We start from the raw sequence: 23,966 nt of genomic DNA on the forward strand, positions 1-23,966 counted from the left end.
ATCCAATCTCTCTCGCGCTTAGCGCTTGCTGATCACCACTTCCAGGTATTCGCTGTGCACGACCACCGTACCGTCATCGGCATGGTTGAACTCGCCGACGAGACCCAGGAGATCGCGACGCAGCGCCGCCTGGCCGTTGTCGTCGAGCGCGGCGAATGCCTTCAGCATGGGTCCATAGAACGACTTGAACACGTCGAGCCAGTGCTCGGGTGAACGGTAGCGGAAAACGAACATTCGAGGCTCGGCGACGATCTCCGACGCTTGGCCGCCGAACATCTCCTCGAGCCGGGCCTTTGTGCCCCACAGCGCCGGCGATTTCACCCCGGCCGGCGGCGGCAGGTGCTTGCCGATCGTCTTGAAGAGCTGCCCGATAAAGCCCTGCGGCGTCCAGTTGGCGAGCCCGATCTTGCCGCCTGGGCGGCACACCCGCGCAAGTTCGGAAGCCGCCTTGTCCTGGTTGGGCGTGAACATGACGCCGAAGGTCGAAAGTACAGCGTCGAATGAGGCATCCGGGAACTGCAGCGCCTCGGCGTCCGCCTCACGGAAGGTGACGGTCAGGCGTTCGGCCGCGGCGCGCTCGCGGCCGCGCTCGAGCAGCACCGGCACGTAATCGGTCGAGGTGACATCGCACCAGCGGCGGGCGGCGGCAAGCGTCGCATTGCCGTTGCCGGCGGCAACGTCGAGCACCTTGCTGCCGGCGCGCAGGTCGAGCGCCTCGCAGAGCTGTTCGCCGACGATCTGCAAGGTGGTGCCAACGACGGCATAATCGCCGGACGACCAGGCTCCGTGCTGGCGCTGCTTGAGCGCGGCGAGGTCCGGCTGTGCGTCGGCGGGCTTGCTGAGTGCTGCGGATGTCGACATGGCAATTTCCTCCGGTTGAAGATGCCGGGACGATAGAGCGCAGGCCCGTGACTGGCTTTGAGAGTGCCGTTATTTTACGTTGAGAGCGCCTTGATTTCTGAGCGGGAGCCGGCCGTGGCGTTCCAGTTCGAGGATTTTTCGCTGGATCCCGAACGCCGCGAATTGCGGCGGGCGGACAGCCTCATCGCGCTCGAGCCGCAGGTGTTCGACCTGCTGATGCATCTGATCCGCAACCGCGACCGCGTGGTGACGCGCGACAATCTGCTCGATGCAGTGTGGAACGGGCGCGTCGTCTCCGACTCCACGCTCGCAAGCCGCATCAACGCGGCACGGCGCGCGATCAACGACACCGGCGATGAGCAACGGCTGATCCGCACCGTAGCGCGCAAGGGCGTGCGCTTCGTCGGCGACGTCGTCGAAACGAGCAAAGCTGCCCCGTCGGCGGCGCCGGCCGGGCGGACGCAGCCATCCGCCCAGCCGCTGCCCGACCGGCCGGCAATCGCCGTGCTGCCGTTCACCAATATGAGCGGCGATGCTGAGCAGGAGTATTTTTCCGACGGCATCAGCGAGGACATCATCACGGCGCTGTCGAAGCTGCGCTGGTTCTTCGTGATCGCGCGTAACTCCTCCTTCATTTACAAGGGCCGGACGGTTCACCTCCGGCAGGTCGCGGACGAGCTCGGCGTCCGCTATGTCGTCGAAGGCAGCGTGCGCAAGGGCGGCGACCGTGTGCGCATCACCGCGCAGCTCAACGACGTCGCGACCGGCAGCCATCTCTGGGGGGAACGTTACGACCGCGAGCTCGCCAACGTGTTCGCGGTGCAGGACGAGATCACGGAAGCCATCGTCGCCGCGATCGAGCCGCAGCTCTACGCGGCCGAGAATTTTCGCGCCCAGCACAAACCACCCGACAGCATGGATGCCTGGGACCTGCTGATGCGTGCACTCTCGCACTACTGGCGCGTGACGCGGCAGGACCACGTGGTCGCGCAGGCCCTGCTGGAAAAGGCTATCGCGCTCGACCCGAATTACGGCAAGGCGCTGGGCCTGCTCGGAACCAGCTACATGTTCACCGCCCATATGGGCTGGATGGACATGGCGGCCGCGGTGCCGATCGCCGAGCGCGCGGCACTCGCGGCGATCCGGGCCGACGACGAGGATCCGTGGGCACATAACGCGCTCGGCCACGTCCATCTGTTCGCGCGGCGCTTCGAGGATTCGCTCGCCGAATTCGAGACCGCGCTGCGGCTCAATCCGAGCTTCGCGCTGGCGCAGGGCTATCATGGGCTGGCGCTCAGCTATTGCGGCCGCTGGCAGGATGCTGACGAGGCAGCCCGCCGCGCCATCCGCCTCAGCCCGCGCGATCCTTACACGCCAGTCTATTTCGGCATCGCAGCCTATGCCCGCTTCCTCGGCGGCGATTATGAGGAGGCGATTCGGCTCGCGCACGAGGCCTTGCGCCAGCGCAGCGATTTCGTCGGCGCGCACAGGGTGCTGACCTCGGCAGCCGGCATGGCCGGCCACGCGGACCTTGCCCGCTCCGCACTGCGGGAGCTACGCCGGGCCCAGCCGAACGTCTCGCTCGCCTGGATTGCCGAGTTCATGCCGATCCAGTTCGCGACCGACCGCAATCGCTACCTGGAAGGCTTTCGCCGCGCCGGTCTCGCCTAGCGCGCGACGACTATCCCCGCGAATCAACAATGATGTTAAGGTCACCCCCGCTTGGGGGAGCGTTTGACAAAAGCGTGCAAGAGACGTGCCCGTGTCTTCCCGGGTGGGGCAGTCAACACTTAGGGCGTAGCGCACGTCATGATCCGTATTTCTACGATCTTCATCGCCATCTGCATGGTGCTGGTCGCAGCCTCGCTGGGCCTCGTCCTTCATTCGGTGGCCGGCATCAGTGGAACCGAATCCGCGATCGTTGCACTGACCGCGCTGACCTTCCTGATCCTTTACAACGCGGTCTCGATGCGCCTGCGCGACCGCAGCGACGTCGGCAACCAGATCGCCGATCTGTCGCGCGGCACTGCCGATCTCGCCCGCCAGGTCGCCGAATTCGGCCGCAGGCTGGCGGCGGTCGAGGGGCGCGTCGCGTCCGCCAATTCCACCAACGCGGACCGCGTCCAGTCGGTGGCCGCCGAGATCAACGAGCTCGGCGGACTCGTCAAGCAGCTCGCCGCTACCGTGGCGACGCATGAGGACCTGCTGGCAACGGACACGCCCGCCGCACAGCCGGAAGCCGAGACGGCACACGGACTGTTGGCAACTCCGGAGCCTCAGCCAGCCGCGCCGCCGCCGGTTCCACGGGCAGCCCCAATCGCTCCCGTTGCGACTGCCAGCGCTCGCAACCAAACGCAGCTGCTCGCGACACTGCGCAGCGCGATCGACGAGAACCGCATCGACATCTTCCTCCAGCCGATGGTGACGCTGCCGCAGCGCAAGGTCCGTTTCTACGAGGCTGTGACGCGGGTGCGCGACGAGCGCGACCAGCTCGTCGCCGCCGAGGAGTTCATCAGCATCGCGGAAGCCTCGGGGCTGATCGGGCGCATCGACAACATGGTGATGCTGCGCTGTGTGCAGGTGCTGCGCCGACTGATGGTGCGCAACAAGGACGTCGGCGTGTTCTGCAACGTCGCGGCCTCCACGCTCGGCAATTCCACCACCTTTGCCCAATGCCTCGACTTCCTCGAGGCCAACCGGGCGCTCGCGCCTTCGCTGGTGCTCGAATTCAAGCAATCGACGTTCCGCAACCTCGGTCCCGCCGAGACCGAGAACCTAGCAGCGCTCGCCCAGCGCGGCTTCCGCTTCTCGATCGACCACGTGACTGACCTGCGCATCGAGCCGCGCGAGCTCGCCGACCGCGGCGTGCGCTTCATCAAGGTGCCGGCTGCGCTACTGCTCGATCCCAAGCAGGCCTCGACCTCGGACATCCATCCCTCCGACCTGTCCGACCTGCTCGGCCGCTTCGGCATCGACCTCATCGCCGAGCGGATCGAGGGCGAGCGCGCAGTCGTCGATCTCCTGGATTACGACGTGCGGTTCGGCCAGGGTTTCCTGTTCGCCCCGCCCCGGCCATTGCGGCCGGAGGGTGCATCTGCTACGGCCGGAGGCGCGCCGGACCAGGCGCAGCAACAGGTATCCAATGGCTCCGCCCCGTCCAGCTCAGGCGAAACCACTTCCGTGCCGCCGTCACAGCGCATCACCGGCAATGCGGCGCTCGCGCGCCGCATCTGACCGTCTGTTCATGTCATGACCACGCTGCATTTCGTCGAGAGCCTCCGCGAGCTCGTCGCGGACGTGGACGTCGTGCTCAGCGACATCTGGGGCGTGGTCCATAACGGGCTAGAGTCCTTCCCCGAAGCCTGCGAGGCGCTGCACAATTTCCGGCACCAGGGCGGGACGGTCGTCCTGATCACCAACGCGCCGCGTCCAGCGGATTCGGTGCAGCGACAGTTGCGCAAGCTCGGCGTTGCCGACGAGACCTATGACGCCATCGTATCCTCGGGCGATCTGACGCGGCTCTATGTCGCCGATCATCCCGGCCGAAAATTGTTCTGGCTCGGCCCCGAGCGCGACAGCTCGATCCATCGCGGGCTCGACGCGGTACTCGCGCCGCTGGAGGAGGCCGACTACATCGTCTGCACCGGCCTCTATGACGACGAGACCGAGTCGGCAGAAGATTATCGCGGCATGATGCTGAAGGCGCGCGAGCGCAAGCTCACGCTGGTCTGCGCCAATCCCGACATCGTGGTCGAGCGTGGCGACCGGCTGATCTACTGCGCCGGCGCCATCGCCGAACTCTACCGCGAACTCGGCGGCGAGGTGATCTTCTACGGCAAGCCGCACCGGCCGATCTACGAGCGCGCGATGGCACTCGCGGGCGAGCGCCAGGGCCATCAGATCGATCGCAAGAAGGTTCTCGCGATCGGCGATTCCGTGCGCACCGACCTAACCGGCGCGCGCGAGTTCGGCATCGACTGCCTGTTCGTTACCCGCGGCATTCATTCCGAGGAGTTCGAGGGCCTCGACCAGCTTGATCCGGCCTCGGTGCTGGAGTTGTTCGGCCACCCGCCGAAGGCGCTGATGCGCGAATTGAAATGGTAAATGCATGACCGTCATTCCGGGGCGCCCGAAGGGCGAACCCGGAATCTCGAGATTCCGGGTTCGATGCTTCGCATCGCCCCGGAATGACGGTGCCCAAAGCAAATGCCCGGGACAAGCCCGGGCATTCAAATCCATCTGATGGATCGACGCTTACGCGCTTGCCATGTCCGGGAAGACCGCCTCGATCTTGGTCTTCAGCGTCGCCGCGTTGAACGGCTTGACGATATAGTTGTTCACGCCGGCCTTCTTGGCCGCGATCACGTTCTCCGTCTTGGATTCCGCCGTGATCATGATGAAGGGCGTGGTGGCGAGGTTGGGATCGGCCCGCACTTCGCGCAGGAGGTCGTAGCCCGTCATCGGCTCCATGTTCCAGTCGGAAATCACGAGCCCGTACTTCTTGCCGCGCATCTTGTTCAGCGCCGCCGAGCCGTCGCTGGCGTCATCGATATTCTCGAAGCCAAGCTGCTTCAGCAGATTCCGGATGATACGGATCATGGTGCTGTAGTCATCCACCACCAGAACCGGCATCGACAAATCAACCGCCATCTCGACTCCCCCAAACGCAACAGGAAATATTAACGATCGAACTGCCGGGCCCGACGCCCCACAGTTCCATCTCAGAAGGACTAGCACCAAGGCGTTAAACAGCGCGTTAATTGGCCCTTGCCGGAAACCCCGGAAATGCGAAGCGATGCGGCCGCATCCTCCGCTTGACTTCGCCTGGCGCGTCACGTCACGGTCCCGGGCCGACCCGCCCCAGAGAATTCCCCTGATGGCTCCGCATTTTACTGTTATCCGCGATTCCACGCCGGCTCACACGATCCCAAGGGGAGCCGTGGTCGCCATGGGCAATTTCGACGGCGTTCATCTCGGCCATCGGGCGGTGATTGCGGCTGCGCTGGAGATGGGCCGGACGCACAACCGGCCGGCATTTGCGCTGACCTTCGAGCCGCATCCGCGACGGTTTTTCAGCCCTAACACCCCGCAATTCCGCCTCACGGATGAGCGAGCCAAGCTGCGGCTTCTGGCCGGCACCGGGCTTGCCGGCGCCGTAGTCATGACGTTCGACAAGACCCGCGCCGGGACATCCGCGCAGGATTTCATTCACCATGAGCTGATCGGCCGGCTCGGGGTCAGCGGGATCGCGGTCGGCTACGACTTTCATTTCGGCAAGGGCCGGGTCGGCTCGCCGGGCCTGCTCGTCAATGAGGCGCCCCGCCTGGGTATCGAGGTCGACGTCCAGCCGCATGTCGATATCGACGAGCGGCCGGTCTCCTCCAGCGCGATCCGCACCGCACTGGCGGAAGGCCAGCTCACTGAGGCCACGACCATGCTGGGCGCGCCCTGGTTTGTGACCGGCGAGGTCATCCACGGCGAGAAGCGCGGCCGCGACCTCGGCTATCCCACCGCCAATATCCGCCTCGACGCCAATTGCGCCCTCAAGCACGGCATCTACGCGGTCCGGGTCGGCCGCGGGGCCGAGCGGCTGGAGGGGGTCGCAAGCTTCGGCCGGCGTCCGACTTTCGACAATGGCGCGCCGCTGCTGGAAATCTTCCTGTTCGACTTCAAGGGCGACCTCTACGGTCAAGAGCTCGATTGCGCGTTCGTGGGCTTCATTCGCGAGGAACTGAAGTTCGACGACATCGAGCCGCTGATCCGCCAGATGGACGAGGATTCAACCCGTGCGAAGGCCCTGCTGGCGGCCACCCCCAACGCCTTCCCGAGGCTGGGAAGCGTCGACTGAAGCCCAAAACGGCCCCTCCCGGCCCTTTGCGATTTGGCCGCCCGACTGCTATGGAGAGCCCATGTTTGCGCGGCGCATCATAGGGATTAGCGGCCCGGCTTCCGTCTGAGCTTTCGCTCGGCGCAAGACCGGGATTTTGTCGTTTCACCCCGCGATCGTGATCGCATTCCTTCCGCGCCCTTCCGAGCCAGATCATTCATGTCCGAAAAGCCGCAAAAGTCCGAAGCCAAAGACTATTCAAAAACCCTGTTCCTGCCGCAGACGGAATTCCCGATGCGCGCCGGCCTGCCGCAGCGCGAGCCGGAGATCCTCAAGCGCTGGTACGAGATCGGCCTCTACGAGAAGCTGCGGGAAACCGCGCGCGGCCGCGAAAAATTCGTGCTGCATGACGGCCCGCCCTACGCCAACGGCAACATCCACATCGGCACGGCGCTGAACAAGATCCTGAAAGATCTCGTCACCAAGAGCCAGCAGATGCTCGGCTTCGATTCCAACTACGTGCCCGGCTGGGACTGCCACGGCCTGCCGATCGAGTGGAAGGTCGAGGAGGAGCACTATCGCAAGAAGGGCAAGCAGAAGCCCGACTTCCGCGACTCCGCGGCGATGGTCGACTTCCGCAAAGAATGTCGCGCCTATGCGACGCACTGGCTCAACGTGCAGCGCGAGGAGTTCAAGCGTCTCGGCGTGATCGGCGACTGGTCCCACCCCTACGCCACCATGAGCTATCCGGCGGAAGCCCAGATCGCGCGTGAATTGATGAAGTTCGCCGCCAACGGCACGCTCTATCGCGGCTCCAAGCCGGTGATGTGGAGCGTGGTCGAGAAGACTGCGCTCGCCGAAGCCGAGGTCGAATATGAGGACTACACCTCCGACATGGTCTGGGTGAAATTTCCGGTCACTTCGCCCGCGCATGGCGCGCTCGCTTCCGCGAGCGTCGTGATCTGGACCACTACACCGTGGACCCTGCCCGGCAACCGCGCCATCTCGTTCTCGCCGAAGATCGCCTACGGCCTCTATAAGGTGACGGACGCGCCGGCCGACAATTGGGCCAAGACTGGCGATCTCCTGATCCTCGCCGACGCGCTCGCCGCAGAGGTCTTCAAGCAGGCCCGCGTGACGTCTTACGAGAAGGTCCGCGACATCCCCGGCGACACGATGGACGCGATCGAGTGCGCCCATCCGCTGAAGGGGCTTGGCGCCGGCTACGGCTTCACCGTGCCGCTCTTGCCCGGCGATCACGTCACCGACGACACCGGTACCGGCTTCGTGCACACCGCGCCGAGCCACGGCCGCGAGGATTTTGACGTCTGGACGGCGAACACGCGCGAGCTCGATGCACGCGGCATCCCGACCGCGATCCCTTACACCGTCGATGAGAACGGTGCCTATACAGATCAGGCGCCGGGCTTTGCGGGCAAGCGCGTCATCAACGACAGGGGCGAGAAGGGCGACGCCAACGAGGCCGTGATCAAGGCGCTGGTTGATGCCGGCAAGCTGATCGCGCGCGGCCGGCTGAAACATCAGTATCCGCATTCCTGGCGCTCCAAGAAGCCGGTGATCTTCCGCAACACGCCGCAATGGTTCATCGCGATGGACAAGGACATTGCTGTGGACGGAAAGACGAAGTCCGGCGATACGCTGCGCGCCCGCGCGCTGCACGCGATCTCGGTGACGCAATGGGTGCCGCCATCAGGCGAGAACCGCATCAACGGCATGATCGAGGCGCGCCCCGACTGGGTGATCTCGCGCCAGCGTGCCTGGGGCGTGCCGATTGCCGTGTTCGTGCGCGAGAAGGGCGACGGCTCGGCCGAGATCCTCCAGGACGAGACCGTCAACACGCGCATCGGCGACGCCTTCGAGAAGGAGGGCGCCGATGCCTGGTACATGGACGGCGCCCGCGAACGCTTCCTCGGAAGCCGCGCCAATGAGGACTGGAAGAAGGTCGACGACATCCTCGACGTGTGGTTCGATTCCGGCTCCACGCACGCCTTCGTGCTGGAAGACCCCGTGCATTTCCCGGGCCTTGCCGGCATCAAGCGCAAGGTCGACGGCGGCACGGACACGGTGATGTATCTGGAGGGCTCGGACCAGCATCGCGGCTGGTTCCACTCCTCGCTGCTCGAGAGCTGCGGCACGCGTGGGCGCGCGCCCTACGACATCGTGCTGACCCATGGCTTCACCCAGGCCGAGGATGGCCGCAAGATGTCGAAGTCGCTCGGCAACACCATCGAGCCGCAGGCCGTCATCAAGGAGTCCGGCGCCGACATCCTCCGGCTCTGGGTCGCGTCATGCGACTACACCGACGACCAGCGCATCGGCCCCGAGATCCTGAAGAACACGGTCGAGACCTATCGCAAGCTGCGCAACACCGTGCGCTGGATGCTCGGCACACTGCATCACTACAAGCCGGCCGACGCCGTTGCGCCCGCCGACATGCCCGAGCTCGAGCGGCTGATGCTGCACGAGCTTGCGGTCCGCACCGATGTGATCCGCAAGGCCTATGAAGCCTTCGACTTCAAGAGCGTGATCGCGACGCTGTCGGCGTTCCTCAACAGCGAGCTGTCGGCGTTCTACTTCGACATCCGCAAGGACACGCTCTATTGCGATCCGCCTTCCTCGCTGACGCGCAAGGCGGCGCTGACCACGATCGATACGCTCTGCAACGCGATCCTGAAATGGCTGGCGCCGGTCCTGAGCTTCACCGCCGAGGAGGCGTGGCGCATGTACCGGCCCGACGCCGAGCCCTCGGTTCATCTGACACTGTTCCCCGAAGGTCTCGAAGACTTCCGCGACGACAAGCTCGCCGCGAAATGGGAGATCATCCGCAACGTGCGTCGCGTCGTCACCGGCGCGCTGGAGCTCGAGCGCGCGGCCAAGAACATCGGTTCGTCGCTCGAGGCATCACCGGTGATCTATATCGCTGACCGGAACACACAGATGACGCTATTTGACGTCGATCTCGCCGAGGTCTGCATCACCTCGAATTACGAGGTGCGCGAGGGCGAGGCGCCGGAGGCAGCGTTCCGTCTCGATGCCGTTCCTGGCGTTGCGGTCGTGGTCGAGAAGGCGGTGGGCACCAAATGCGCCCGCTCCTGGAAGATCCTGCCGACCGTCGGCGAGGACGCGGACTATCCCGACGTCACCCCGCGCGATGCCAAGGCGCTGCGCGAATGGAAGGCGTTGGGGGTAGCAATCTAGTTCGATGTCGTCCTGGCGAAAGCCAGGACGCATAATCCCCCGCCGTCAATTTGCAGCGAAGACAGATGACCACGCGTCTTTCAAACGATAACCGCCTGGGGTTATGGGTCCCGGCCTTCGCCGGGACGACATTGGAATTCGTTGCGGCGCCGGAGGCCATCTCGAAATGACCCCTCTCCGCGCCGGCATTCTGTCTGCCGTGATTTCGCTCGTGCTGGACCAGGTCTCGAAACTCTGGCTGCTCAACGTGTTCGACCTCGACCGTCGCGGCGGGCTGAGGTTGACGCCGTTCTTCGACCTCATGCCGGCCTGGAACAAAGGCATCAGCTACGGTTGGCTGCAGACCGAAGGCACGGCGGGGCCGATCGCGTTGATGGCGGTCAAGGCCGTGGCGGTGGTTCTGCTGGCGGTCTGGATGACCCGCGCGCAGACCCGGCTGGCAACGGTGGCACTGGGGTTGATCATCGGCGGCGCCATCGGCAATGCCATCGATCGTCTAGCCTATGGGGCCGTGTTCGATTTCGCGCTGTTTCACATCGAAATCGCCGGAAAAACCTACAATTGGTACGTCTTTAACCTCGCTGACGTGGCCATCGTTGCTGGGGTGGCGGCCCTATTGTATGATTCCTTCCTGGGGGTACCCGCCGCAAAAGCGCCCTGATCCCGGCCGATACGGACCCGACGGTGGAACCTTGCTTGCGAGGCAAGCCCGCGCAGGGCGCGGCGATCAAATACGAAACAGAACAGGTACAGCAATGCGCGAAAGCGAGCCGAAAGGTTGGATGATGCGAAGCCCAAGGCACGGGCTGTTGCGCTCGCTGAAGCTCACTTCCGTCGCACTCGGCATCGGTCTCGTGATGGTGGCCGGCGCAGCCCGTGCCGGCGATGACGACGAAGAGGACGACCGGACGTTCGAGGAAAAGATCATCGACAATCTGATGACGGGCCTCGGCGCCCAGGGCGGCCGCAGCCTGGAGAGGCCCGGCATCGAATACCGCGAACGTTCGCCCCTGGTGGTGCCGCCGAAGCTCGACCTGCCGCCGCCAGCGTCGTCCGCCGAGGCGAGCGCACCGAACTGGCCCAAGGACCCCGACGAAAAGCGCCGCAAGGAGCTTGCTGCCGCAAGAAAGAAATCCGGCACCAAATTCCAGCAGCCGTGGGAAGCCGCCCGGCCGCTCACGCCAGCCGAGCTGAACGCGGGCAAGACGAACGGCCCTACTCGTACCACCAGCAACGAACCGGGCCAGCCTACTCAGAACAATCCGACCATGAGTCCGGCCCAGCTCGGCTACACCGGCGGCCTGTTCAAGCTCCTCAAGGGCAACAGCAGCGAATCCACGCAATTCAAGTCTGAGCCGCCGCGGGAATCCCTGACCGAGCCGCCCGCCGGCTACCAGACGCCCTCGCCGAATTATTCCTATGGCACGGGGCCGGACCAGACCCGCAAGACGTATTACGACGTGCTGAGCGGCAAGGAGAAAGAGCAATAGCGCTCTTGCCGGCCCGCGTGCTTCTGCGGAACTGCCGCAATCGTCCGGTGTAGGCCGGACGCGGCACATGACGTATCTTTAACTTCACGATGACGGCGTTCTCTGCTTCGTGACGCAAAGTGCTAGGCCGCACGGTGTAGCATGCCGTGCTTTTGCACCCGGACATTTGGCTCCGGGCTTTCACAAGGATTGTGATGTCCTCATACCGATCGGCTGCCTGCCTCCTCGCCGCGTTGCTTTCGACTTGTGCTCTTACGACCGGCGGCGCATTCGCCCAGACAACGGTAACATCCGCACCGCCCAGCAGCTTCACGCTCGGTAACGGCCTCCAGGTCGTGGTGATCCCCGACCACCGCACGCCCGTGGTCACGGAGATGATCTGGTACAAAGTCGGCTCGGCCGACGAGACGCCCGGCAAATCGGGGCTCGCCCATTTTCTCGAGCATCTGATGTTCAAGGGCACGGAGAAACATCCGGTCGGCGAATTCTCCCAGACCGTGCTGCGCGTCGGCGGCAACGAGAACGCCTCCACCTCGGTCGACTACACCAACTACTATCAGCGTGTGCCGCGCGAACAGCTGCCGACCATGATGGAGTTCGAAGCCGATCGCATGACCGGGCTCGTGCTCAAGGACGAGAACGTGCTGCCCGAGCGCGACGTCGTGCTCGAAGAGTACAACATGCGCGTCGCGAACAGCCCCGAGGCACGGCTGAACGAACAGGTCATGGCCGCGCTCTATCTCAACCATCCCTATGGCCGGCCGGTGATCGGCTGGCACCAGGAGATCGAGAAGCTCAATCGCGAGGATGCGCTGGCATTCTACCGCCGCTTCTATGCGCCGAACAACGCGATCCTGGTGATCGCCGGCGACGTCGAGGTCGCCGACGTGCGCCCGCTGGTCGAGCGCAATTTCGGCCCGATCCCGGCACAGCCAGCGATCCCTGCGCAACGCATCCGACCGCAGGAGCCGGAGCCGGCCGCCCCGCGCACCGTCACGCTATCCGATCCGCGCGTCGAGCAGCCCGGTGTGCGCCGTTATTACCTCGTGCCATCGGCAACCACGGCGGCGGCCGGCGAGAGCGCCGCGCTCGACGTGCTCGCGCAACTGATGGGCAGCGGCAGCAACTCCTATCTCTACCGCGCGCTCGTGGTCGACAAGCCGCTCGCGGTCTCCGCCAGCGCCAGCTATTCGAGCACCTCGCTCGACCCGAGCCAGTTCTCGATCGCGGCCTCTCCCAAGCAGGGCGTCAGCTTTGCAGAGGTCGAGCAGGTCATCGACGGCGTGATCGCCGACATCGTGCAGAACCCGATCCGCGCCGAGGATCTCGAGCGGGTCAAGACCCAGCTCATCGCCGAAGCAATCTACGCCCAGGACAATCAGGCAGTGCTGGCGCGCTGGTATGGCGGCGCGCTGACGACGGGCCTGTCCATCGAGGACATCCGCAGCTGGCCCGATCGCATCCGCGCCGTGACCGCCGAACAGGTGCGCGCCGCCGCGCAAAAGTGGCTCGAGAAGAAGCGCTCGGTCACCGGCTATCTGATCAAGGACACCACCACCGCCAAGCGCGAGGAGAAGCGTTCGTGACCTATCCCTTCCTCCGCGTGCGCGGCATTGCGCTCTCCGTCGTCACCTCGGTGGCGCTCTCTTTGGCGTCCCTCTCGCCGTCGCAGGCCGCAGCCAAGATCCAGCATCTGACCTCGCCCGGCGGTATCGAAGCCTGGTTCGTGCAGGACGCGACCGTGCCGCTGATCGCGATGGAGTATTCCTTTGCCGGTGGCGCATCGCAGGATCCCAAGGGCAAGCCGGGCGTCGCCAACCTCGTCGGTGACCTCCTCGACGAAGGCTCCGGCGATCTCGATTCCAAGACCTTCCACGAGCGGCTCGATCGCCGCGCCATCGAGCTCTCCTTCAGCGCCAGCCGCGACACGTTCCGCGGCAGCCTGCGCATGCTCCGCGACAACAAGGACGAAGCTTTCGACCTGTTGCGGATGGCGCTGACCTCGCCGCATTTCGACACCGCCGACGTCGAGCGCATCCGTTCCCAGATCATCTCGGGCCTGCGCCGTGACACCACCAATCCGACCGCTCTCGCCAGCCGCAAGTTCCTGGAGATCGCCTTCGGCGATCATCCCTACGGTCGGCAGACCAGCGGGACGCTGGAAAGCGTGCCGACCATCACGGTCGCCGACATGAAGGATTATGTCGGTCGCGTCCTCGCCAGGGACACGCTGAAGGTTGCGGTCGTCGGCGACGTCGACCCCGCAACGCTCGGCAAGCTGCTCGACAAGACGTTTGGCGGCCTGCCGGCCAAGGCGAACCTCACGCCGGTCCCCGACATCGAGCCAGCCTCGCCGCCGCAGCGCGCTTTCGTGCCGCTCGACGTGCCGCAGACGGTGATCACCTTCGGCGGCCCCGGCGTGAAGCGCAGCGATCCGAACTTCATGGCCGCCTACGTCGTCAACCACATCCTGGGCGGCGGCGGATTGTCCTCCCGGCTCTATCGCGAGGTGCGCGAGAAGCGCGGGCTGGCCTATTCGGTGTTTGAATCGCTGTTGTGGATGGAGCACTCGGCCGTCTTCATCGGCAACACCGGCACGCGTGCAGACCGCGCCGGCGACACCATCGATGCGATCGAGAAGGAGGTGCGACGCATCGCCGAGGAGGGACCGACGCAGAAGGAGCTCGACGAGGCGAAGTCCTACCTCAAGGGCTCACAGATGCTGGCGCTCGACACCTCCTCCAAGCTCGCCCAGGCGCTGCTGCAATATCAACAGGACAAGCTGCCGATCGATTATATCGAGAAGCGCAATGCCATCGTCGATGCCGTGACGCTGGACGACGCGAGGCAGGCCGCGAAGCGGCTGTGGGGCCAGGGCCTCCTGACCGTCATCGTCGGCCGCGCCCCCCAGGCGGCCGCGCAGCCCGCCGCTGCGGCCGCGCCGAAGTCGAACTGAACTCGCGCTTCTCCGCGCTGAATGGCCGGGCTTGCCCCCGGCCATTCGCATTTTCCCTGATGCAGCATTGCCAAATGAGGGTGCCCGCGATAGGTCGGGGCATCACGAGTGGTGCCACCATGCTGCGGATTTCCCGCGATCTCGTCATCGACGAAGAAGACATCGAGATCGGCTTCGTCCGCGCCTCCGGCCCGGGCGGACAGAACGTCAACAAGGTCGCGACGTCAGCGCAACTGCGCTTCGACACGCGCAAGCTGACTTTGCCGGAGGACGCCGCCTTGCGCCTTGCGCGCCTCGCCGGCCAGCGCATGACCAAGGACGGCGTCATCGTGATCCAGGCGCAGCGCTTCCGCACCCAGGAGCGCAACCGCCAGGACGCGATCGACCGCCTGCTCGAGATGCTGCGCGAGGCCATGGTACGGCCGACGCCACGCCGTGCGACACGACCGACCTTCGCCTCCAAGCAGCGCCGGCTCGACAGCAAGAAGCGCCGCGGCGACATCAAGGCCAGGCGCGGCGGCGGTTTCGACGATTGACCGGCCAAATCCTCCGGCCGCAGAGCGACCGGAGGTTAGCTGTTTCGCATCTCGATGCTAGTAGCGCTTGCCGCTGGCGGCACTGCCCGAAGCGGAATCGTTGACCGTCCCCTTATGCATTGCGCTGCCCGTGGTGCCGACCGCGCCCTTCGTACCCTTGGTCGACTTCATGCCCATTTGCTCGCCCGCAGCTCCCTGCTGTGTGCCGAGCGCTTCGTCCTCGCTTGCCGGCGCGGCGCCCTGCATGGGTTTGCTTTGCACGGTGCCGCCTGTCTTGACGCCGGTTGACGCACCTTGCGCGAAAACCGGCGCAGCAATGAGAGCCGAAACAGTGCATGCGATCACAGAGGTCTTCACCAACTTCATCCATTTCTCCTGGATTTTTTCGCGATGAACGGTTCGGTTGCTCCCCGCGCCGCTCGCATGTGCCGGACCATTTCATCGCCTAGAGAGTTCGAACGGCGCGACTCTCATGCAATCCGCGTCGTGTGGTCATCGTTTAGGGATTTCTAGGCGGTTTCGCGAAATTGTGTTCCTCATATGCGGCGGCGCGGAACACACACAAGCCGCGAGCCCCCACTTGCGACGAAACAGCCCGCTACTACCACTGCATGTTTGGCGCCGCCTAGAGTTTGCGCACGCTGACGTTGATGTGGATGGGCGGGCTCTTGCCGATGCGCGCAGTCGTGGTGGGATTGTGCACCGCAGTGGTGCTGGTGGTGCGGGTCGCCGACGCGCAAATGCCGTTGCCGGCTGCAAAGCCGGCGGATGGCGCAACACTCTTCAAGCAGCAATGCGCGGTGTGCCACACGACGAACCTGTCGGAACCGATGCGGCAAGGCCCGCCACTGGTCAAGATCGTGGGACGACCGGCCGGAAAGACTGAAGGGTTTCACTATTCAGAGGGCCTCGCGAAGGCGGACTTCGCCTGGGACGAGGCGCGACTCGATGCCTGGCTGACCAATCCGCAAGCCGTCATTCCCGGCGTGGTCATGGCCTACCGGCAGGCCAAGCCCGAGACCCGCGCCGCCATCATCGCTTATCTGAAGGAGCTGAACTGATGGCAAAGCCGGTTCATTCCATGATCCGCGTGCTCGAGGAGGCACGCTCGCTCGACTTCTACAGGCGCGCCTTCGGCCTCGAAATCGCCGACCATCTGAAATTTCCGGACTTCGCCCTGATTTATCTGCGTCACCCTTCCTCACCTTTCGAGGTTGAGCTGACGGTCAATTCCGATCGCAAGGAGCCGTACTCGCTCGGCGACGGCTATGGACATCTCGCCGTGGTGGTCGAGGATCTCGACGCCGAACACGCCCGCTTCGAGCGCGAGCAGCTGGCACCCGGACCGCTGCGCGACTTCAAGCATGAGGGCAAGACGCTGGCGCGCTTTTTCTTCGTCAGTGATCCCGATGGCTACAAGATCGAGGTGATCCAGCGGGGCGGACGTTTCAACTGATCAAAACGCAAAATCACGGAGGAATCCCATGAGAGAAGTCGATCGTCGAAGCAAGCATAGTCGCCGCGTCTTCCTTCAGGGCGCGGCAACGGCCGTGCCGGTCGTGGCCGCTGCGACCAGCGTTGGCGTGAACATCGAAAACGCTTGGGCCGATGACTCGAGCGCGCTGGAGCCCGCGACGATGAAGACGCTGTTGAAGGTTGCGCGCGACATCTATCCGCACGACGTTCTCGGCGACAGCTACTACATCACGGCGATCAAGCCATGGGACGGCAAGGCGGCCAAGGACCCGACCGTCAAAACCCTCATCAGCGACGGCATCGCCAGGCTCGACCAGAACTCACGCGACCGCCACAAATTGCCCTACGCCGAGGTGCCCTGGGAAGCGGACCGCGTCGTGCTGCTGAAGGAGATCGAGCAGAGCGACTTCTTCCAGAAGGTGCGCGGGGACCTCATCGTGTCGCTCTACAACCAGAAAGAGGTCTGGCCGCGGTTCGGCTACGAGGGCTCATCCGCCGAGCATGGCGGCTACATCAACCGCGGCTCGACTGGCTATCGAAAGCTTAAGTCGCACCCAACGGTTCAGGAGAAACGCATATGGCAAAATTCGATCTGAACGACAGCGGCGTTGTGGTGATCGTCGGCTCCGGTGCCGGAGGCGGCACGCTGGGCAACGAGCTCGCACAGAAGGGCGTCAAGGTCGTCATTCTCGAAGCCGGTCCGCGCGTCGAGAATCAGGACTTCATCAACGACGAGTGGGACAGCTTTTCCCAGCTCGCCTGGTCGGACACACGCACCACGTCGGGGACCTGGCGGGTCGCCAAGGACTTCCCGAATCTTCCCGCCTGGATCGTCAAGGCGGTCGGCGGCTCCACGGTGCACTGGGCCGGCGCGTCGCTGCGCTTCGACGAGCACGAGTTCAGGGTGAAGAGCACCTACGGCAACATTCCCGGTGCGAACCTGCTCGACTGGCCGGTCACGCTCGCGGAGATGGAGCAGTGGTACGCCAAGGCCGAAGACAAGATGGGCGTAACCCGCACCAACGGCATTCCCGGGCTTCCCGGCAACAACAATTTCAAGGTGCTCGAGGCCGGCGCCAAGAAGCTCGGCTACAAGACCGTGCACACCGGCAATATGGCGATCAACAGCCAGCCGCGCGATGGCCGCGGATCGTGCCAGCAGATCGGCTTCTGCTTCCAGGGCTGCAAGTCCGGTGCCAAATGGTCGACGCTCTACACCGAGATCCCGAAGGGCGAGGCGACCGGCAATCTCGAGGTCCGGCCCAACAGCATGGCGATCAAGATCGAGCATGATGCGAGCGGCAAGGTGACCGGTGTCGTCTACGCCGACGAGACCGGCGCGATGCAGCGCCAGAAGGCCCGCATCGTTGCGGTCGCCGGCAATTCGATCGAAAGCCCGAGGCTCCTGCTCAACAGTGCCTCGAACACATTCACGGACGGCCTTGCCAACTCGAGCGGACAGGTCGGCCGCAACTACATGCGCCACATGACGGGCAGCGTCTATGCGGTGTTCGAGAAGTCGGTGCACATGTATCGCGGCACGACCATGGCCGGCATCATTCGCGACGAGGCGGCCAACAATCCGAAGCGCGGCTTCGTCGGAGGCTACGAGATGGAGACGCTGTCGATCGGCCTGCCCTTCATGGCGGCGTTCCTCAATCCCGGCGCCTGGGGGCGGCCGTTCACCGCTGCGCTCGACGGCTATCCTCGGATGGCCGGCATGTGGCTGGTCGGCGAGGACATGCCGCAGGAGACGAACCGCATCACGCTCGATCCGACCGTGAAGGACAAGTTCGGAATGTCGGTCGCAAGCGTGCATTTCGACGATCATCCCAATGATGTCGCGATGCGAGCGCACGCCTACAAGCAGGGTGCGGCGGTCTACGACGCCGTCGGCGCCACCGTGACCTATCCGACACCGCCCTATCCGAGCACCCACAATCTCGGCACCAACCGGATGAGCGAAAAGCCGCGGGATGGCGTGGTCAACAAGTTCGGTCAGACCCACGACGTCAAGAATCTGTTCGTCTCGGATGGCAGCCAATTCACCAGCGGCGCGGCCTGCAACCCGACGCTGACCATCGTCGCGCTCGCTATCCGTCAGGCGGACTACATCGCCGGCGCGATGCAGAAGAAGGAAATCTGATACCCTACATGACGAAGCGGCTCAGTCCTGCCGGACAGAGCCGCTTTTGCGTTTGTGCGATTGCGCGCGCCTGAAGGACGGATGCGGCTATTCGGCCGCATCGAGAATGCGCGTGGCCGCACCCTTGAACTCCTGCACCTGCACGACGTTCTTGGAGCGGTAGATCAGGCAGGAGCAGCGCAGCAGCGAGGCGAAATTGTTGACCTCGCCATGATGGTCGAGGACTTCGTTGTAGAGCGTCGTCAGGAACTTGCCGAGGCTCATGCTCTCCTTGGCCGCGATCTCCTCCAGCGTATCCCAGAACGCCATTTCCAGCCGGATCGAGGTGCAATGCCCGCCGATCCTGAGCGAGCGGGTCTGGGACTCATAATCGCGTTGGGGCTGATGCGCGAACAAATGGCACATGGCGTCCTCCCGTCCTGTTGCCGTTTTTTCACGATGCTACACGCGCACCCCACGGCTCACAATCAGGACCGACGGAGAAGACGGGCCCGCTGCCGGCACGCGATTTTTTTCGAACGTCCAATGTCTTCAATGTGATAGACCGCCCTCTTCCCCAGCCCGCCATATTGGCGTTGCTCAACACATGCTTTTGACGCAGCACGGCTTAAGATAGCCGTCCCCGAGCGAATCCAAGTCCGAGCCCATGCCCGTCCGTCAGCTTCCAGAGCAAGTCGTCAACCGCATCGCCGCCGGCGAGGTGGTCGAGCGTCCGGCGAGCGTCGTCAAGGAACTGGTCGAGAACGCCGTCGATGCCGGCGCGAGCCGCATCGACGTATTCACCGATGGCGGCGGCCGGCGGCGGATCGGCATCACCGACGACGGCAGCGGCATGACCGTGAAGGACCTGTCGCTCGCAGTCGAACGCCACGCGACCTCGAAACTCGACGACGAAGACCTCCTGCAAATCCGAACGCTCGGGTTCCGCGGCGAGGCGCTGCCCTCGATCGGCTCGGTCGCGCGGCTCTCGATCACCACGCGCCACGCCAGCGAGTCGCACGCCTGGGCGCTGTCGGTCGAGGGCGGAGAGAGGTCCGAGATCATGCCGGCGGCGCTTGCGCACGGCACGCGCGTCGAGGTCAACGATCTCTTCTACGCAACGCCGGCGCGGTTGAAATTCCTGAAGACCGACCGCACCGAGGCCGAAGCGATCCGCGAGGTCGTGCGGCGGCTGGCGATGGCGCGGCCCGATATCGCCTTCACGCTCGCCGGCGAGGAGCGCGCGCCGGTCACCTGGGCTGCTGCCCTGCCCGGCGCCGCCGGCCGGCTGACCCGGCTCGGCGACATTTTGGGCGCGGAATTTCGTAGCCACGCGATCGAGGTTCATGCCGAGCGCGACGGCGTCGTCGTCGCGGGTTACGCGGCTGCCCCGGCGCTGACAAAGGCGAATGCGCTCGGGCAATATCTCTTCGTCAATGGGAGGCCCGTGCGCGACAAGCTGATTCTGGGCGCGGTGCGCGCGGCCTATTCCGACTATCTGCCGCGCGACCGCCATCCGGTGCTGGCGCTGTTCGTCACGCTCGACCCGCGCGAGGTCGACGCCAACGTGCATCCAGCCAAGACCGAAGTGCGATTCCGCAATGCTGGTCTCGTGCGTGCGCTGATCGTGCACGGATTGAAGGAAGGTCTAGCGCGCGAGGGCCGGCGTACCGCCGCCAACAGCGGCGACACCGCGCTGTCGTCATTCCGCCCCGCGTTCGCGCCGCGCCCCGGCAACTGGGACTGGCGGCAGTCGCCATCCGCCCCGACGGCGCCGCTGCCGTCGTTCGAGGGCACCGCTGCGCCCGCTTTCGCGGAGCGCGTGCAGGCGGCCTTCGACGTCGGCGCGCCGGCTGCGGATGTGAGAATCGAGGCGCAGCTGGTCGGCGATATGGTCGATCGTCCGCTCGGTGCTGCGCGCACGCAGATCCACGAGACCTACATCGTGTCACAGACCCGCGACGGCCTCATCATCGTTGACCAACATGCAGCCCATGAGCGTATCGTCTACGAACGGCTGAAGGCGTCGCTGGCGAAAAACGGTGTGCAGCGGCAGCTCCTGTTGATCCCCGAGATCGTCGAGATGGACGAGGCGACGGTGGAGCGGCTGCTCGCGCGCAGCCGCGAGCTGTCCTCGTTCGGGCTCGCGATCGAATCCTTCGGCCCCGGCGCCGTCGCGGTGCGCGAGACGCCGTCTCTGCTCGGCAAGACCGATGCAGGCGGCCTCCTGCGCGATCTCGCCGAGCACATGGCCGAGTGGGACGAGGCGCTGCCACTGGAGCGCCGCTTGATGCACGTCGCCGCCACCATGGCCTGCCACGGCTCGGTGCGCGCGGGCCGCAGGCTCAGACCTGAGGAGATGAACGCGCTGCTTCGCGAGATGGAGGAGACGCCGAATTCCGGCCAGTGCAATCACGGCAGGCCGACCTATGTGGAGCTGAAGCTCGCGGATGTCGAGAAGCTGTTCGGGCGAAGATGATCCCGATGTCGTAGGGTCGGCAAAGGCGCAACGCGCCGTGCCCACCATCTCTCCACGATTGCGACAAAAGAGGCGGGCACGGCGCGCGAAGAGCGCACCTTTGCCCACCCTACGATTTCCTCAAAAACACGAACTCGGTGTCATCATACGCGCGCCGCTCCAGTTCCTCGAAACCTTCAGGTGCGGCGAATTGCGCGGCTTTCGCTTCCTCGACCACCAGCAATGCACCTGGCGTCAGCCAGCCGCCATCACGCAATGAACCAAGCGCCTTCTCAGCCAGACCCTTGCCATAGGGTGGATCGAGGAACACGAGCGAAAACGGCTCGACGGGATGCGCAGGTCCAAGGTCCGTTGCATCGCGACGATAGACCTTCGTTACGCCGCCCAAGCCCAGCGCCTCGACATTATTGCGGAGTAGCGCGCGCGCCTCGGCGCCATTGTCGACGAACAGCGTAAATTTCGCGCCGCGCGAGGCCGCCTCGATGCCGAGCGCGCCGGTGCCGGCGAAAAGATCGAGCACGCGCGCGTCCTCGATCGGATCGTCATAGGCGTGCACCAGGATGTTGAACACGGACTCGCGCAAACGATCCGCCGTGGGACGGATGTCGCGCGAGGACGGCGAGGCGAGATTGCGCCCCTTCAATCGTCCGCCGACGACGCGCATTTACTCGTCTTTCGGCCTGAGATCGCGCTTGCCGTGATAGCCGCGCTTGGGACGGCGCGGCGGGCCGTAGCCGCTCGCTTCCATCTCGTTGCGCTCCCGCGCCTCCTCGCTGCCGGTGCGCTGCACCAGCACACGGCGACCCTTGCGGTCATTGATCACGGCACGCTTCATCGGCTTCTTCTCGTGCGGAGCATCGTCGTCGCGGGAGGCGGATTTCGAGGGCACGTCGAACTGCGCACCGGATTTCTCGATCACCTTGTCGCCGAGCTGCTCGCGCAGCACGCGTGACTTGATCTCGTCGACCTGCCCCTCGGGGATCTCGCCGAGCTGGAACGGACCGTAGGACACGCGGATCAGCCGGTTCACCTCGAGCCCGAGATGAGCGCAGACGTTGCGCACCTCGCGGTTCTTGCCTTCGCGGATCGCGAACACCAGCCAGACGTTGGCGCCCTGGTCGCGCTCGAGCGTGGCGTCGATCGGGCCGTATTTGACGCCCTCGACCTCGATGCCGTTCTTCAACGCATCGAGCTGGGCCTGCGTGATCTCGCCATGGGCACGGACGCGGTAGCGGCGCAGCCAGCCGGTGTCGGGCAATTCGAGCGTGCGCGCGAGGCCGCCATCATTGGTGAGCAGCAAGAGACCTTCGGTGTTGAAGTCGAGCCGGCCGACGCTGATCAGCCGCGGCAGGCCTTCCGGCAGGTTGTCGAACACCGTCGGCCGCCCCTCGGGATCGTCATGCGTCGTCATCAGCCCGCGCGGCTTGTGATAGAGGAACAGCCGCGTGCGCTCGCGCGGCGGCAACGGCTTGCCGTCGACGGCAACGACGTCGTTCTGGGTGACGTCGAGCGCCGGCGAGTTGATCACGCGACCGTTAACGGTGACACGGCCCTGCGTGACCATCTCCTCGGCATCGCGCCGCGAGGCGAGGCCTGCGCGCGCAAGCACCTTGGCGATGCGCTCGCCGGCCTTCTTCGGCTTCGGCTCTTCCTCACGACGCGGCCGCCTGTCGAAATCACGATCGCGCTCGCGATAGGCGCCGCGGCCGCCGAAGGCCGGACGCCTGGCGAAGATCTGACCGTCGTCCTCGTTGTCGCGGCGCGGCCGGTCGCGGAAGCGGCCTTCGCTGCGCGGATGCTCCTGCCAGTCCATGCGGCCCTCCGGCCGCTTGTCGCGCGACCGGCCGAACTTGGGACGGTCGTCACCAAAGCGTTCCTCGCGCGAGCGCTGGAAACGCGGACGATCTTCACCGCCCTCCTCGCGGCGCCGCGAGAAGCGCGGACGATCTTCGCCACGACCACCCTCCCGCCGGTCGTCGCGCTGGCGCCACGGCTTATCCTCACCGCGCTCACGGCCGCCAAAATCCTTGCCGAAAGACTTGCGGGGACGATCGTCACGGTCGCGCGGGCGATCGCCAAAGCTGCGCTTGCGATCCCCACCTTCGAAGGTGCGCTTGCGATCTCCAGAGTCGCCTTTGCGATCTCCGGAGTCGCCCTTGCGATCCCTAAAGTCGCGCTTGCCTTCGAAATCGCGATCGCGGCCGAAGTCCTTGCGCGGCCGGTCGGAGCCGCCGCGCGAAAACTTTCGGTCGTCGAACCGCCGCTCGGACCGTTCGCCGCGCGGCGCCCGCTCGTCGCGGTCGAATTGCGGGCGGTCTCCGCGCGGCTTGAACGGACGGTCGCCACGCGGCTTGAAGCTGCGCTTGCCGCGCTCCTCGCGACCGCGGTCGTCGCGCTTGAAGCGCGGCCGGTCGCCATAGTCGCGGCGGGGCGCGTCGCCGTCCTCGCGGCGGCGGAACGGGCGGCTGTCGCGGTCGCCACGGGACGGGCGCTCGTCGCGATCGCCCTTGCCGGCAAAGCCGCGCTTGGCGAACTTCTTCTCGGGGCCGCGCGGCTTGCCGGTGCGACCCTTGGACGGGCCTCGATCACGCCGGCCGCGGGAATCGTTGTCTTTGTCGCTGTCGCGGGGCATGAATAATCTCACTTGGGGGGTGGCGCGATGAGCATTGTGCGCGCTCGTTCGGAGCCGCATGCTCAGGCAAAATCGGTATCCACTCTTGCTGAAGGCGGAGCTAGTAGCAGGTTTCTGGCGATGATACGAGGCATGAAAGCCCCTTCTTTCATGGATTTGGCGCTCAAAACCGCCGAAAATGCCGGAAAATCGGGCGAAGTTCCGATCGGATGCGTCGTGGTGCGCAATTACGAGGTCATCGCGACCGCCGCCAACCGAACGCTGACCGACCACGACCCCACGGCCCATGCCGAGATCATCGCGCTGCGCGAAGCCGCCAAGAAGATCGGCAGCGAGCGGCTGGTCGATTGCGACCTCTACGTGAC

The 23,966-nt window shown here is 65.1% G+C and carries 22 protein-coding genes; 16 read left to right on the forward strand and 6 right to left on the reverse strand.

Annotated elements, in window-relative coordinates:
* Positions 1–18 precede the first annotated feature (18 nt).
* A complete protein-coding gene (locus Q3C01_RS29295; RefSeq protein ID WP_458148761.1) occupies positions 19–861 on the reverse strand; it encodes a class I SAM-dependent methyltransferase in 843 nt (280 codons plus the stop codon).
* Positions 862–975: 114 nt separating this feature from the next.
* Here Q3C01_RS29295 and Q3C01_RS29300 point away from each other — a divergent pair, with 114 nt between their 5' ends.
* From Q3C01_RS29300 to Q3C01_RS29310, 3 genes are all read left to right on the forward strand, one after another.
* Positions 976–2,532 (forward strand): winged helix-turn-helix domain-containing tetratricopeptide repeat protein, encoded by a 1,557-nt coding sequence (locus tag Q3C01_RS29300; protein WP_458148762.1) that lies wholly within the window; start codon positions 976–978, stop codon positions 2,530–2,532.
* Positions 2,533–2,670: 138 nt separating this feature from the next.
* Complete coding sequence (locus tag Q3C01_RS29305; protein WP_458148763.1) at positions 2,671–4,095, forward strand: EAL domain-containing protein; 1,425 nt, start codon at positions 2,671–2,673, stop codon at positions 4,093–4,095.
* Between the two features lie 15 nt (positions 4,096–4,110).
* Positions 4,111–4,965, forward strand: coding sequence for a TIGR01459 family HAD-type hydrolase (locus Q3C01_RS29310; RefSeq protein WP_458148764.1), 855 nt, complete (start codon positions 4,111–4,113; stop codon positions 4,963–4,965).
* A gap of 150 nt (positions 4,966–5,115) precedes the next feature.
* Here the strand turns inward: Q3C01_RS29310 and Q3C01_RS29315 are convergent, their stop codons facing one another.
* Positions 5,116–5,511, reverse strand: a complete 396-nt coding sequence (locus Q3C01_RS29315; RefSeq protein WP_008567674.1) for a response regulator — start codon at positions 5,509–5,511, stop codon at positions 5,116–5,118.
* Between the two features lie 226 nt (positions 5,512–5,737).
* Between Q3C01_RS29315 and Q3C01_RS29320 the strand changes: the two genes are divergently transcribed.
* From Q3C01_RS29320 to arfB, 7 genes are all read left to right on the forward strand, one after another.
* Positions 5,738–6,709 (forward strand): bifunctional riboflavin kinase/FAD synthetase, encoded by a 972-nt coding sequence (locus Q3C01_RS29320; RefSeq protein WP_458148766.1) that lies wholly within the window; start codon positions 5,738–5,740, stop codon positions 6,707–6,709.
* A 198-nt stretch (positions 6,710–6,907) separates the two neighbouring features.
* Entirely contained in the window at positions 6,908–9,907 is a 3,000-nt protein-coding gene (gene ileS / locus Q3C01_RS29325; RefSeq protein WP_458148767.1) for an isoleucine--tRNA ligase, read from the forward strand.
* Between the two features lie 166 nt (positions 9,908–10,073).
* Complete coding sequence (gene lspA / locus Q3C01_RS29330) at positions 10,074–10,568, forward strand: signal peptidase II (protein WP_458148782.1); 495 nt, start codon at positions 10,074–10,076, stop codon at positions 10,566–10,568.
* A 94-nt stretch (positions 10,569–10,662) separates the two neighbouring features.
* Complete coding sequence (locus tag Q3C01_RS29335; RefSeq protein ID WP_458148768.1) at positions 10,663–11,397, forward strand: hypothetical protein; 735 nt, start codon at positions 10,663–10,665, stop codon at positions 11,395–11,397.
* 194 nt (positions 11,398–11,591) lie between these two features.
* Entirely contained in the window at positions 11,592–12,983 is a 1,392-nt protein-coding gene (locus Q3C01_RS29340; RefSeq protein WP_458148769.1) for a M16 family metallopeptidase, read from the forward strand.
* Positions 12,980–14,353, forward strand: a complete 1,374-nt coding sequence (locus Q3C01_RS29345; RefSeq protein WP_458148770.1) for a M16 family metallopeptidase — start codon at positions 12,980–12,982, stop codon at positions 14,351–14,353. Before Q3C01_RS29340 ends, Q3C01_RS29345 begins: the two co-directional genes overlap by 4 nt.
* Before the next feature lie 119 nt (positions 14,354–14,472).
* Complete coding sequence (gene arfB, locus Q3C01_RS29350; RefSeq protein ID WP_458148771.1) at positions 14,473–14,889, forward strand: alternative ribosome rescue aminoacyl-tRNA hydrolase ArfB; 417 nt, start codon at positions 14,473–14,475, stop codon at positions 14,887–14,889.
* A gap of 57 nt (positions 14,890–14,946) precedes the next feature.
* On the opposite strand, the gene Q3C01_RS29355 is transcribed toward arfB, so the two are convergent.
* Positions 14,947–15,255: a hypothetical protein gene (locus Q3C01_RS29355; protein ID WP_458148772.1), complete on the reverse strand. Its 309-nt coding sequence runs from the start codon at positions 15,253–15,255 to the stop codon at positions 14,947–14,949.
* Positions 15,256–15,563: 308 nt separating this feature from the next.
* On the opposite strand from Q3C01_RS29355, the gene Q3C01_RS29360 reads away from it, so the two are divergent.
* Genes Q3C01_RS29360 through Q3C01_RS29375 form a run of 4 tightly spaced genes read left to right on the forward strand, consistent with a single transcriptional unit; the run spans position 15,564 to position 18,511 of the window.
* Positions 15,564–15,950, forward strand: a complete 387-nt coding sequence (locus tag Q3C01_RS29360; protein WP_458148783.1) for a c-type cytochrome — start codon at positions 15,564–15,566, stop codon at positions 15,948–15,950.
* Positions 15,950–16,345: a VOC family protein gene (locus tag Q3C01_RS29365; RefSeq protein ID WP_458148773.1), complete on the forward strand. Its 396-nt coding sequence runs from the start codon at positions 15,950–15,952 to the stop codon at positions 16,343–16,345. The genes Q3C01_RS29360 and Q3C01_RS29365 overlap by 1 nt, the downstream gene beginning before the upstream one ends.
* Before the next feature lie 28 nt (positions 16,346–16,373).
* On the forward strand, positions 16,374–16,961 hold the full coding sequence (locus Q3C01_RS29370) for a gluconate 2-dehydrogenase subunit 3 family protein (RefSeq protein WP_458148774.1): 588 nt from the start codon (positions 16,374–16,376) through the stop codon (positions 16,959–16,961).
* Positions 16,943–18,511: a GMC family oxidoreductase gene (locus Q3C01_RS29375; RefSeq protein ID WP_458148775.1), complete on the forward strand. Its 1,569-nt coding sequence runs from the start codon at positions 16,943–16,945 to the stop codon at positions 18,509–18,511. Before Q3C01_RS29370 ends, Q3C01_RS29375 begins: the two co-directional genes overlap by 19 nt.
* Positions 18,512–18,598: 87 nt before the next feature.
* Here the strand turns inward: Q3C01_RS29375 and Q3C01_RS29380 are convergent, their stop codons facing one another.
* Positions 18,599–18,916, reverse strand: a complete 318-nt coding sequence (locus Q3C01_RS29380; protein ID WP_458148776.1) for a ribbon-helix-helix domain-containing protein — start codon at positions 18,914–18,916, stop codon at positions 18,599–18,601.
* Between the two features lie 241 nt (positions 18,917–19,157).
* Here Q3C01_RS29380 and mutL point away from each other — a divergent pair, with 241 nt between their 5' ends.
* The gene (gene mutL / locus Q3C01_RS29385) at positions 19,158–20,969 is read left to right on the forward strand and encodes a DNA mismatch repair endonuclease MutL (RefSeq protein ID WP_458148777.1); all 1,812 of its coding nucleotides are present in this window, start codon (positions 19,158–19,160) and stop codon (positions 20,967–20,969) included.
* Positions 20,970–21,078: 109 nt separating this feature from the next.
* Here the strand turns inward: mutL and rsmD are convergent, their stop codons facing one another.
* Together rsmD and Q3C01_RS29395 are read right to left on the reverse strand one after the other, a co-directional pair.
* Complete coding sequence (gene rsmD, locus Q3C01_RS29390) at positions 21,079–21,633, reverse strand: 16S rRNA (guanine(966)-N(2))-methyltransferase RsmD (RefSeq protein ID WP_458148778.1); 555 nt, start codon at positions 21,631–21,633, stop codon at positions 21,079–21,081.
* Positions 21,634–23,601, reverse strand: a complete 1,968-nt coding sequence (locus Q3C01_RS29395; RefSeq protein WP_458148779.1) for a pseudouridine synthase — start codon at positions 23,599–23,601, stop codon at positions 21,634–21,636. It abuts the gene before it with no gap.
* 120 nt (positions 23,602–23,721) lie between these two features.
* On the opposite strand from Q3C01_RS29395, the gene Q3C01_RS29400 reads away from it, so the two are divergent.
* Positions 23,722–23,966: nucleoside deaminase (locus tag Q3C01_RS29400; protein WP_458148784.1), on the forward strand; the 245-nt coding region annotated here is incomplete at its 3' end.

It is taken from the genome of Bradyrhizobium sp. UFLA05-109 (assembly GCF_054185165.1).